Source organism: Polaromonas potterensis, from assembly GCF_033446725.1.
GTDB lineage: Bacteria > Pseudomonadota > Gammaproteobacteria > Burkholderiales > Burkholderiaceae_C > Polaromonas.
Map to the genome: position 1 here is coordinate 111,843 of NZ_JAWQLX010000010.1, position 12,444 is coordinate 124,286.

A 12,444-nucleotide genomic window follows, 5' to 3' on the forward strand; every position below is an offset into this window, starting at 1 on the left:
TTGGTTCATGATCCACGGGTTTGGGGGCATGCCATGTCTGCACAGGGCCATTTTCTTAAGCCTTTTAGGCCCCTGACCCAGACAGGGCGGGCGCCTGCAGCTATCAATCTCATAGCGACTGAGGCCTTGTATGTGAAGGCCCCGGGCTCAGTCCGCTTCAGTGGGTTCAGCGATGCCGCCGACCACCTGGTTGAAGCCTCCGTCCACATAAGTGATTTCGGCGCTGACGCCGGCCGCCAGGTCGCTCAGCAGGAAGGCGGCGACATTGCCGACGTCGTCAATCGTCACGTTGCGGCGGATCGGCGAGGCTTCGGCCACCACATTCAGAATTTTGCCGAAACCCTTGATGCCACTGGCGGCCAGGGTTTTGATCGGGCCGGCGCTGATGCCATTGACACGCATGCCCGTGCCTTTGCTGCCCAGCGACTCGGCCAGGTAACGCACCGAGGCTTCCAGGCTGGCTTTGGCCAGGCCCATGGTGTTGTAGTTGGGCACGGTGCGCACGCCGCCCAGGTAGGTCAGGGTCAGCAGGGCCGAATTCGGGTTGAGGTAGGGCAGGGCCGCCTTGGCCATGGCCGGAAAGCTGTAGGTGCTGATGTCGTGCGCGATGCGAAAGCTCTCGCGGCTCAGGCCGTCCAGAAAGTCGCCGGCAATCGCTTCGCGCGGCGCAAACCCGATGCTGTGCACAAAGCCGTCAAAGGTGGGCCAGGTCTGCGACAGGTCCGCAAACAGCTTGGTGATCTGGGCATCGTCGCCGACGTCGCAGTCATACATCCGGGTAGCGCCGAAGTCGGCGGCCAGCTCGGTGGTGCGCGCCTTGAAACGCTCGCCGACGTAGCTGAAAGCCAGCTCGGCGCCTTGCGCGTGGCAGGCTTTGGCGATGCCGTAGGCGATAGACCGGTTGGACAACACGCCGGTGATCAGCAGTTTTTTACCGGTCAAAAATCCCATGTTGGCCCCTCCAAGGTTCGCACGAAATCCGCCCGTTCAAGCTGAGCCAGCCCAAGGGCATGAAATGGCCGCGTCAGGCTGCTTCGGAGCGGCGAAACAGATGATGCAGAATTGTCGCATGCGGATTTTGCAAAAGTTGTTGTGTTTTGTCGGGCTGGCAGTGGCGTGCGCGCCGTCCTGGGCCGCGCATGGTTATGCACTTTGGGACGACCTGAAGTACCCGCCGGGCTTCGCCGCCTTCGACTATGTCAACCCCGACGCGCCCAAGGGCGGCGAACTTCGCCTGGTCAGCAACCAGCGTTATTCGACCTTCGACAAATACAACCCCTTCACCATCAAGGGCGCACCGCCGGCCTATCTCGATGCCCTGCTGTTTGACACGCTGCTGACAGGCGCCATGGACGAGACCGCCTCCGGCTACGGCTTGCTGGCCGCGGACGTGACGGTCGCGCCTGATCGCCGCAGCGTGACTTTCCGCCTGCGGCCCGAAGCGCGCTTTCACAACGGCATGCCGGTCGAGGCCGCCGATGTGAAACACAGCTACGACACCCTGATCGGCCCCTACACCGCGCCGGGCTACAAGACGCTGCTGCAGGAGGTGGGCGGCGCTGACGTGCTGGATACACGTACCATCCGTTTCCGATTCAAGACACTGAACCGCGAGTTGCCGCTGATCGTGGGCAGCCTGCCCATCTTTAGCCGCGCCTGGGGCAGGGAAAATGGCAAGGCCAAACCTTTCGATCAGGTGGTGATGGACATTCCCATAGGCAGCGGCGCCTACAAAATCGGCCCGGTGCGTTTCGGCAAGGACATCACCTATGTGCGCGACCCGAACTACTGGGCGCGCGATCTGCCGGTGAACCGCGGCAGCCATAACTTCGACCGCATCACCGTCAAGATCTACCGAGACAACACGGCCCGGCTCGAGGCGCTCAAAGCCGGGGAGTTCGACATGATGAGTTTTTATTCGGCCGGCGACTGGGCGCGCCGGGTGAATGGCAAACGTTTCAACACCGGTGAGTTGCTCAAAAAAGAGTTTCAGCACAAAAAGCCTGCGGGCTTTCAGAGCTTTGTACTCAACAGCCGCCGCGATAAATTGAAAGACCCACGCGTGCGGGAAGCGCTGGGCCTGGCACTCGACTACGAATGGATGAATCGCCAGATGTTTTACGGCGGTTATCCGCGCGTGAAAGACCTCTTTGGCAACACCGATTGCGAGGCGCAAGGCCTGCCGTCGCCCGAAGAGGCGGCTTTGCTCGACCCCTGGCGCGGCAAAATTCCCGATGCGAGCTTTGGCCCCATGTATATCCCGCCCAGCACCGAAGGGGCGGGGCAGTCGCTGCGCAACAACCTGCGCCGCGCACGCGATCTGCTGAAAGAGGCCGGCTGGGCGTACCGCGACGGCGCCTTGCGCAATACCAAGGGCGAGGCCATGACCCTGGAATACCTCGACAGCAAGGAGGGCGGCGTGCGCACGGTCTCACCCTGGGTGCGCAACCTCGAGAAGCTGGGCGTCACGCTGAATTTCGCCACGGTGGACTTCGCGCTTTACCAGGAGCGCCTGGACCGTTTCGATTTTGATATCACCACCATCGCCTTCCCCGGCACCAGCAACCCCGGCCAGCAGCTGCTGGAAATCTTTGGCAGCAAGGCCGCGAAGACAGAAAGTTCGGGCAATTACATGGGTGTGTCCAGCCCGGCGGTTGATGCGCTGCTCAAGGAGGTCGTCAATGCCGACACCAAGGCCGAGTTGTTGCCTGCCTGTCGCGCGCTGGACCGCGTGATCATGCACAGCCACTACCTGATTCCCCAGTGGACGCTGATGTCGCACCGCATCGTTTATGACAACTGGCGGCTGGCGTTCAAGTCACCCATGCCACCCTATGCCGGCGGCGAGGACTGGGTCATGGGCACCTGGTGGGCCAAGCCGCCGCAGAAACCATAGACGAGAAGGAACCCGGCCATGTTCTCCTATGTCCTCAAACGGCTGCTGCTGTTCATTCCGACCCTGCTGGGTGTCCTGCTCGTCACTTTTCTCGTGATCCAGTTCGTGCCCGGTGGTCCGGTGGAGCAATATCTGGCGGAGGCCAAGACGTCAGGCCGCGGCGGTGGTGGCGGCTTCGAGTCGGGCGGCGGCACCTACCGGGGCAACCAGGGTGTGGACCCCAAACGCCTGGAGCAGATCAAGGCGCTTTACGGCTTCGACAAGCCGGCGCATGAGCGCCTCTGGCAAATGCTCGGGCAATTTGCGCGCTTCGATCTCGGCAAAAGTTTCTTCCAGAACAAGGATGTCTGGACCTTGATTCTCGAGAAGCTGCCGGTCTCGATCAGCCTGGGCCTGTGGACCTTTTTCATCAGTTACGGGGTGGCCATCCCACTCGGGGTGGCCAAGGCGGTGCGCGCCGGCTCGCGCTTTGACCTGGTCACCACGCTGATCGTGCTGATCGGTTATGCGATTCCGGGCTTTGTGCTGGGCGTGGCGCTGCTGGTGATTTTCGGCGGGCAATTGCAGTGGTTTCCGCTGCGCGGCCTGACCTCCGCCAACTGGGACGAACTGAGCTGGGGTGCACGCATCGTCGACTACCTCTGGCACATCACCTTGCCGGTCACGGCCATGGTGCTGGGCAGCTTCGCGGTGACGGCCATGCTCACCAAAAACGCCTTCCTCGAGGAAATTCGCAAACAGTACGTGTTGACAGCGCGTGCCAAGGGCCTGGGTGAGCGGCAGGTGTTGTGGAAACATGTGTTCCGCAATGCGCTGATTCCCATCATCACCGGTTTGCCGTCCGCCTTCATCGGCGCCTTCTTCGCCGGCTCGCTGCTGATAGAGACCTTGTTTTCGCTAGACGGGTTGGGTCTGCTGGGCTACGAAAGTGTGATCCGACGCGACTACCCGGTGGTGCTGGGCACGCTCTACATCTTCACGCTGATTGGCTTGGTCACCAAGCTGATCTCCGATCTCTGTTACGTCTGGGTGGACCCGCGTGTCAAGTTTGATTAAGCCCCCCGAAGCGGCCGCTGGCCGCCCCCCCCCCGAGGGGGCGCCGCTGGCGGCCCGGCACAGCCGGTTCCGCGGCGGCCCTGATAAAAATAGTTCTGCTGCCAGTCTGAGCCCGGGGCGGCGCGCCTGGCAGCGCTTCAAGCGCAACCGCCTGGGCTTCTGGAGCCTGGTGGTTTTCACGACGCTGGTGGTGCTGAGCCTGTTCGCCGAGGTCTTGTCTACCGACAAGCCGCTGATCGTGTATTACCAGGGGCAGACCTATGTGCCGGTGCTGCGCGACTATTCCGAAAAAACCTTTGGCGGCGACTTCGAGACGCCGGCCGACTACCTCGACCCTTTCATCCGCGAGCGCATCACCAGCGGGGACAACTGGGCGGTCTACGCTCCCAACACCTACGGCGCGAAGACGCTCAACTACTTCGCGAAAGCGCCCAGCCCGGCCGCGCCCTCGGCCGACAACTGGTTCGGCACCGACGATCGTGGGCGGGACCTGCTGGCGCAACTGATCTACGGTTTTCGCGTGAGCGTGTTGTTCGCGCTGGCGCTGACGGCCATTGGCACGGTGCTGGGCGTGGCGGCCGGCGCGGTGCAGGGCTACTTCGCGGGCAAGATAGATCTGGCCTTCCAGCGTTTCATCGAGATCTGGGGCTCGATGCCGGAGCTCTACCTGCTGATCATCTTCAGCGCCATCTTCAAGCCCAGCGTGGCGCTGCTGCTGGTTTTGCTGAGCCTGTTCGGCTGGATGGCCCTGTCCGACTACGTGCGCGCCGAATTCCTGCGCAACCGCCAGATGGACTATGTGCGCGCTGCGCGCGCCCTCGGTGTGAGCAATATGCAGATCATGTGGCGCCATATCCTGCCCAACAGCATGACGCCGGTGGTGACCTTTTTGCCGTTCCGCATGAGCGCGGCCATCCTGGCGCTGACCTCGCTGGACTTCCTGGGCCTGGGCGTGCCGCCCGGCACACCGTCGCTGGGCGAATTGCTGAGCCAGGGCAAAAACAATATAGATGCCTGGTGGATATCGCTGTCCACCTTTGCCGTGCTGGTGATCACCTTGCTGCTGCTGACCTTTATGGGGGATGCGCTGCGTGATGCGCTGGACCCACGGAAGATGGACAAGTAATGACTTTGCTGACTGTCAAAAACCTGCGCGTTGGTTTTGCGGGCAAGGACGTGGTGCACGGCATCGATTTTTTCATCCAGCCCGGCGAAAAAATCGCGCTGGTCGGCGAATCCGGCTCCGGCAAAACCGTCACGGCGCTGAGTCTGCTGGGCCTGGTGCAGAACGCCGAGGTCTCCGGCCAGGCCGCTTTTGCCGGGCGCGAAGGGACTGTCGACTTGTTGTCGATTCCCGAGCGGCAATTGCGCGGCATTCGCGGCCAGGACATCGCGATGATTTTTCAGGAGCCGATGACGGCGCTGAACCCGCTGTTCTCTGTGGGCGACCAGATTGCCGAAGTTCTTGAGCTAAAAAAGGGCTTGAGCCGCGCCTATGCTGCGCAGGAAGCTATCAAACTGCTAGCGGATACCGGAATTTCCGAAGCCGCGCGGCGGGCCCAGGCCTTCCCGCACCAACTCTCGGGCGGGCAGCGCCAGCGCGCCATGATTGCGATGGCCCTGGCCTGCCAGCCCAAACTGCTGCTGGCCGACGAGCCAACCACGGCGCTGGACGTCACCTTGCGGGTGCAAATCCTGGATCTGCTGACCGTGCTGCAGCAACGCAACAACATGGCCGTGTTGCTGATCACCCACGATTTGAACCTCGTGCGCCGTTTTGCCGACCGTATCGCGGTGATGGAAAACGGACATATTGTTGAAACCGGCCCGGTCGCCCAGGTGTTTGCCAACCCGCAACACGCCTATACCCGCAAGTTGATCGCCAGCCGGCCGGCACGTGACGTGGTCGAGGGGCAGCCTGACCCAGCCGCAGCGCCAGTGATGCAGGCCACCGATTTGCGTGTCACCTACCCGGTGCGCCGGCCCGGTGTGGTGGGCTGGTTCAAGGCCGGTGAATTTGTGGCCGTGAAAGCCGCGAGTTTCAGCATTCCGCCCGGGCAGACCCTGGGGGTGGTGGGGGAGTCCGGCTCGGGCAAATCGACACTGGCCTTGGCCGCGCTGGGGCTGCACCCGCACCAGGGGCAGTTGCTGGCCGCCGGCCAACCCTGGAGCCGCGACGCGGTCCGCAACAAAAACATGCGGCGTATCGTGCAGGTGGTGTTCCAGGACCCGTTTTCCTCGCTCTCGCCGCGCATGACGGTGGAAGAAATCGTCGGCGAAGGCCTGTTGGTACACGAACCCGGGCTGTCCACCGCCCAGCGCCGCGAGCGGTCTCTGCTGGCGCTGGCCGACGTGGGCATGGGCGAAGCCCAGTTTCCGGGGCTGTTGCAACGGTATCCGCATGAGTTTTCAGGCGGCCAGCGCCAGCGCCTGGCGATTGCCCGGGCCCTGATCGTGCAGCCGCAATTGCTGGTACTGGACGAACCAACCAGCGCCCTGGACGTGACGATCCAGAAGCAGGTGCTGCAGCTTTTGCAGAAACTGCAACGCGAGCGCGGCCTGAGCTACCTGCTGATCACCCACGATGTGGACGTGATTCGCGCCATGGCGCACCAGGTGATGGTGATGAAAGACGGCGAGGTGCTGGAATCCGGTCCGGTGGACCGCGTGCTGGAGCAGCCGGAACACCCTTACACCCGAATCCTGGTGGCGGCGCAGGTTTAAGCCCTTGTTCATCAATTTGAATGAATTAAAAATGATGGATGATTCAAAATCATTCATTTTTCCTGATGCTGGCCGCAAGCTTGCGGATGCGGGCATGTAAACTGCTTGCAGAGGCGCCTGTTGCAGGCTACAATACGCACTTCACGACCAAATGGGCGGGTTTTCACCGCCCATTTTTTTTGGGCGTTTGTTTTTGCACCCTTGATTTTTAAGAAGCTGCCTCCGGAACTGAATGGCCTTACACGACACGATTGAGCAAACAGTCACAGGACTGGGATACGACCTGGTGGATATTGAACGCACCAGCGGTGGATTGCTGCGTGTCACGATCGACCATCCTTATGCGGCGGACACCGAAGAGCAGTTCATCAATGCGGAAGACTGCGAAAAAGTCACGCGCCAACTGCAGTTTGTGCTGGAAGTTGAAGGCGCGGCGTATTCCCGGCTCGAGGTGAGCTCGCCGGGTATAGACCGGCCTTTGCGCACTGAAAAAGATTTTGAGCGTTTTGCTGGCGAGATGGTGGACATCACCCTCAAGGCGCCTATTGGCGCGGCGGCTGCCGCCGGGTCGGCGATATCGGCCAGCCGTAAAAAATTTCGCGGAACACTTGAACGTGCCGACTCCGGATGGCAAATTGTGTGGAGCGAAGAGCCCGCCGCCAAGCCCGGTCAGAAAATAAGCAAGAAGCGGATCCCCGCGCCGTTGCAGGCACTGGGCTTCACGCTGGATGAGATTGCGCAGGCGCGACTGGCGCCTGTGGTTGACTTCAAGGGACGCAGGCCAAAAAGCGCGTCCGCAACAGAGATATAAAAGAGAAAGGCAGGCTTGTGAAATGAATCGCGAACTGTTGATGTTGGTTGATGCCATATCGCGTGAGAAAAATGTTGAACGTGACGTCGTCTTTGGCGCGGTCGAGCTTGCGCTCGCCTCCGCCACCAAGAAGGTGTATGCGGGCGAAGTGGACATCCGCGTGGCCGTGGACCGCGACAGCGGCAACTACGAAACCTTCCGCCGCTGGCTGGTGGTGCCTGATGCTGCCGGTCTGCAAAACCCGGAAGCTGAAGAGCTGGTCAGTGATGCACGCGACGAAATCGCCGACATCGAAGAGGGCGACTACATTGAAAAGCCGGTCGAAAGCCTGCCGATAGGTCGCATTGGCGCGCAAGCCGCCAAACAGGTCATTCTGCAAAAAATCCGCGACGCCGAGCGCGAAATGCTGCTCAACGACTTCATGTCGCGCGGCGACAAGATTTTTGTCGGTACCGTCAAACGCATGGACAAGGGCGACATCATTGTCGAATCTGGCCGCGTTGAAGGCCGCCTGCGTCGCAGCGACATGATCCCCAAGGAAAACCTGCGCTCCGGCGACCGCGTTCGCGCCATGATCATGGAAGTCGACACCACCTTGCGTGGCGCGCCCATCATCCTGTCGCGTACCGCGCCCGAGTTCATGATCGAGTTGTTCCGCCAGGAAGTGCCTGAAATCGAACAAGGCCTGCTGGAGATCAAATCCTGCGCCCGTGACGCAGGTTCGCGCGCCAAGATCGCCGTCCTGTCGCATGACAAGCGTGTTGATCCCATCGGCACCTGCGTCGGTGTGCGCGGCACCCGTGTCAACGGCGTGACCAACGAACTCGCCGGCGAACGTGTCGACATCGTTCTCTGGAGCGAAGACCCGGCCCAGTTCGTGATTGGTGCCCTGGCTCCGGCCAACGTTTCTTCCATTGTGGTGGACGAAGAACGCCACGCCATGGACGTGGTGGTGGACGAGGAAAACCTCGCCATCTCCATCGGCCGCGGTGGTCAGAACGTGCGCCTGGCCGCCGAGCTGACGGGCTGGAAAATCAACATCATGACGGCCGATGAGTCCGCTGAAAAGCAGGCCACCGAAACCGATACCAGCCGCAAGCTGTTCATGGAAAAGCTCGATGTGGACGAAGAAATCGCCGACATCCTGATCTCCGAAGGTTTCACCAGCCTCGAAGAAGTGGCGTACGTGCCGATTCAGGAAATGCTGGAGATCGAGTCGTTTGACGAAGACACCGTCACCGAACTGCGGACACGCGCCAAGGATGCGCTGCTGACCATGGAAATCGCCAAGGAAGAAGATGCCGAAGGCGTCTCGCAGAATCTGCGCGATGTCGAAGGCCTGACGCCCGAGCTGATTGCCAAGCTGACTGAGGCGGGTGTGACCACCCGTGACGACCTGGCCGATCTGGCTGTCGACGAATTAACCGATATCACCGGCCAGTCTGCGGACGAAGCCAAGGCTCTGATCATGACTGCACGCGCGCATTGGTTCACCGATGAACCCGCCGCCGCAGACACCGCTGCACCCGCAACGGCTCAAGAGCAATGATCATGGAGGCCGCAGGGAAACCCAATTATGTCCAGTACTACTACCGTCGCCCAGTTCGCAGCTGAACTGAATAAACCAACCGCCACCTTGATTGAGCAATTGACCAGTGCCGGCGTCGCCAAGGCGCAAGCCGATGACCACTTGTCAGAGGCCGATAAACAGAAGTTGTTGAGCTATCTGCAGGCCAGCCATGGCACGGCCAGCGCTGAGCGCAAGAAAATCACGCTGGTCAAAAAATCGACCAGCGAAATCAAGCAGGCCGATGCCACTGGCCGCGCCCGGACCATCCAGGTCGAGGTGCGCAAAAAACGCACCTTCATCAAGCGTGAAGACGGCTCCGACCTGCCCGCAGAAGAAAGCGCTTCCGCTGTCGCTGCGCCTCAGGCCCCGGAGGTCGAAGACCCGGAGTTGGTTCGCCGCGAGGAAGAAGCCAGCCGCCACGCCGAGCTGCTGCGCCGCCAGGAGGAAGAACTGGCTGAAAAGCGCCGTCTGCGCGAAGAGCAGGACGCCAAAGCCGCCGCGCAGGAGCAAGAGCGCCTGGCCGCCGAACAAAACGCATTGGCCCAGGCCGCTGCGGCTGCTGCTGCGCAGGCCGCCGAGGCCGCCAAAAAACAGGACAAACCGACCATCGGCAAAATCATGCCCGTGGCCGCCAAACCCGTTGTGGTTGAAGCGCCTGTCGTGCCTGATACAGCTGCCGTCGAGCAGGCTGCCGCCAAGGCCGCTGATGCCAGCGCCGCCCAGGCAGCCGCCAAGGCCAAAGCCACCGCTGAATTCCAGGCCGATGCCGCCAGGGCGCTGGACCTGCAGGAACGCCGCAAGAAAGCCGAGGCAGAAGCTGCCGGCATTCGCGCGATGATGAACGCGCCCAAGCGTGTTCTGGTTCCGCACGTCGATCCCAAAGTGGCCATGAAGGGCACTTTGCACAAGCCGGCCGTGGTGCCGGGTGCAGCCAAGCCAGCCGTTGCGGGCGCGCCTGGTGCTGCAGGCAAGAAAGAAGTCAAGTCGGAGAATCTGTCTTCGACCTGGAAAGACGACGCCAAGAAAAAGAGTGAAATCAAGACCCGCGGCGCGCCTGTCGTGCCCGGTCGTGGCAATTTCCGTGGTGGCCCGCGCGGTCGCCGCAGCTCGGACCGCGATTCGCGTCCAGAGTCCACATTTGTGGCACCGACCGAGTTCAAGGTCATTGAGGTTCATGTGCCCGAGACCATCACGGTGGCCGAACTGGCCCACAAGATGAGTGTCAAGTCGTCCGAGGTGATCAAACACTTGATGAAGCTGGGTCAGATGGTCACCATCAACCAGCCTCTGGACCAGGACACCGCGATGATCGTCGTGGAAGAGATGGGCCACAAGGCTGTCACAGCCGCGCTGGACGATCCGGAAGCCTTCACCGATGACGACACCCAGGGCCCGCAAGCCGAGATGCTGCCGCGCGCGCCTGTCGTGACCGTCATGGGTCACGTCGACCACGGTAAAACCTCGCTGCTCGATTACATCCGTACCGCCAAAGTGGCGGCCGCTGAAGCCGGTGGTATCACCCAGCACATCGGTGCCTACCACGTGCAAACACCACGCGGCATGGTGTCTTTCCTGGACACCCCGGGTCACGAAGCGTTCACCGCCATGCGTGCCCGTGGCGCCCAGGCGACCGACATCGTGATTCTGGTGGTGGCAGCCGACGACGGCGTGATGCCGCAAACCAAGGAAGCGATCAAACACGCCAAAGCGGCCGGTGTGCCCATCGTGGTGGCGATCAACAAGATCGACAAGCCCGATGCCAACATGGATCGTGTCAAGGGCGAGCTGGTCACCGAAGAGGTGATTCCTGAAGAGTTCGGCGGCGACGTGCCATTTGTCGGCGTGTCGGCCCGTACCGGCGCCGGCATCGACGCCTTGCTTGAACAGGTCTTGCTGCAGGCCGAAGTGCTGGAGCTGCGTGCCCCGGTCGATACGCTGGCCAAAGGCTTGGTGATTGAAGCCCGACTCGACAAGGGCCGCGGCCCGGTCGCCACCGTGCTGGTGCAATCCGGCACGCTGAAAACCGGTGACATCGTGCTGGCGGGTTCGACCTATGGCCGCGTGCGCGCCATGCTGGACGAAAACGGCAAGTCGATCAAGACCGCCGGTCCATCGATCCCGGTCGAAATCCAGGGTCTGACAGACGTGCCGCAAGCCGGTGATGAATTCATGGTCATGACCGACGAGCGTCGTGTCCGTGAAATCGCCACCTACCGTGCCGGCAAGTTCCGCAATACCAAGCTGGCCAAGCAGCAGGCGTCCAAGCTGGAGAACATGTTTGCCGACATCGGTGCCGGCGAAGTCAAGATGTTGCCCATCATCATCAAGGCCGACGTGCAGGGTTCGCAAGAAGCGCTGGCTCAGTCGCTGCTCAAGCTCTCGACCGACGAGGTCAAGGTGCAACTGGTGTACTCCGGTGTGGGTGGTATTTCCGAGTCCGACGTGAACCTGGCGATTGCGTCCAAGGCCGTGGTGATCGGGTTCAACACCCGTGCCGATGCCCAGGCGCGCAAGCAGGCCGAAAACAACGGCGTGGATATTCGTTACTACAACATCATTTATGACGCTGTGGACGAGTTGCGCGCCGCGATGTCGGGCATGTTGACACCGGACAAGAAGGAAGAAGTCATCGGCAATGCCGAGATTCGCGAAATCTTCAAGGTCAGCAAAATCGGCTCCATCGCCGGTTGTATGGTCACCGCAGGTGTGGTTCGCCGCACCGCCAAGCTGCGCTTGCTGCGCGGCAACGTGGTTATCTACACGGGTGAACTCGACTCGCTCAAGCGTTTCAAGGACGACGTCAAGGAAGTCAAGGAAGGTTTCGATTGCGGCTTGAACATCAAGGGCTACAACGACATCGAAATTGGCGACATCATTGAGTTCTTCGAAATCAGGGAAGTGGCCAGGACACTGGCGGTCTGATACCGGTGAGCGGCTGGCAGCCCTTTTGGGGAACCAGCCGCCACTGAACAGACTCCACACTTGTTGATATGCGTAAAAAATCTTCCACACCGAATCGCGGGTTTCGCGTTGCCGACCAGATCCAGCGGGATCTGACGGCTTTGATTGCGCGCGAGTTGAAAGACCCGCGTGTGGGCATGGTCACGATCCAGGCCGTCGAGGTCACGCCGGACTATGCCCATGCCAAGATCTTTTTCAGCGTGCTTGTTGGCGACCCGACAGAATGCGAAACGGCGCTGAACCAGGCGGCCGGTTTTCTGCGTAACGGCCTGTTCAAGAAGCTGATGATCCACACGGTTCCCACGCTGCATTTTCAGTTTGATCGCACCACGGAACGTGCGGCCGATATGAACGCCTTGATTGCCAAGGCAGTTTCTTCTCGCGCCCAGGAAGACTGAAGCGTACCGTTCCCCTTCGGCAGGCTCG

General features: G+C 61.2%; 9 protein-coding genes. 8 read left to right on the forward strand and 1 reads right to left on the reverse strand.

What is annotated here, in order from left to right:
- Positions 1-147: 147 nt before the first annotated feature.
- The gene (gene fabI, locus R6254_RS17655) at positions 148-951 is read right to left on the reverse strand and encodes an enoyl-ACP reductase FabI (protein WP_318408751.1); all 804 of its coding nucleotides are present in this window, start codon (positions 949-951) and stop codon (positions 148-150) included.
- Positions 952-1,069: 118 nt separating this feature from the next.
- Here fabI and R6254_RS17660 point away from each other — a divergent pair, with 118 nt between their 5' ends.
- From R6254_RS17660 to rbfA, 8 genes are all read left to right on the forward strand, one after another.
- A complete protein-coding gene (locus R6254_RS17660; RefSeq protein ID WP_318408752.1) occupies positions 1,070-2,896 on the forward strand; it encodes an extracellular solute-binding protein in 1,827 nt (608 codons plus the stop codon).
- Positions 2,897-2,914: 18 nt separating this feature from the next.
- A complete protein-coding gene (locus R6254_RS17665; RefSeq protein ID WP_318408754.1) occupies positions 2,915-3,952 on the forward strand; it encodes a microcin C ABC transporter permease YejB in 1,038 nt (345 codons plus the stop codon).
- A gap of 46 nt (positions 3,953-3,998) precedes the next feature.
- Complete coding sequence (locus R6254_RS17670; protein WP_412103191.1) at positions 3,999-5,078, forward strand: ABC transporter permease; 1,080 nt, start codon at positions 3,999-4,001, stop codon at positions 5,076-5,078.
- A complete protein-coding gene (locus R6254_RS17675) occupies positions 5,078-6,676 on the forward strand; it encodes an ABC transporter ATP-binding protein (RefSeq protein ID WP_318408756.1) in 1,599 nt (532 codons plus the stop codon). Before R6254_RS17670 ends, R6254_RS17675 begins: the two co-directional genes overlap by 1 nt.
- Positions 6,677-6,908: 232 nt before the next feature.
- The gene (gene rimP / locus R6254_RS17680) at positions 6,909-7,487 is read left to right on the forward strand and encodes a ribosome maturation factor RimP (protein WP_318408758.1); all 579 of its coding nucleotides are present in this window, start codon (positions 6,909-6,911) and stop codon (positions 7,485-7,487) included.
- A gap of 22 nt (positions 7,488-7,509) precedes the next feature.
- A complete protein-coding gene (gene nusA / locus R6254_RS17685) occupies positions 7,510-9,036 on the forward strand; it encodes a transcription termination factor NusA (RefSeq protein WP_318408760.1) in 1,527 nt (508 codons plus the stop codon).
- Positions 9,037-9,063: 27 nt separating this feature from the next.
- The gene (gene infB, locus R6254_RS17690) at positions 9,064-11,979 is read left to right on the forward strand and encodes a translation initiation factor IF-2 (RefSeq protein WP_318408762.1); all 2,916 of its coding nucleotides are present in this window, start codon (positions 9,064-9,066) and stop codon (positions 11,977-11,979) included.
- A 68-nt stretch (positions 11,980-12,047) separates the two neighbouring features.
- On the forward strand, positions 12,048-12,416 hold the full coding sequence (gene rbfA / locus R6254_RS17695; protein ID WP_318408763.1) for a 30S ribosome-binding factor RbfA: 369 nt from the start codon (positions 12,048-12,050) through the stop codon (positions 12,414-12,416).
- Positions 12,417-12,444: the final 28 nt, after the last annotated feature.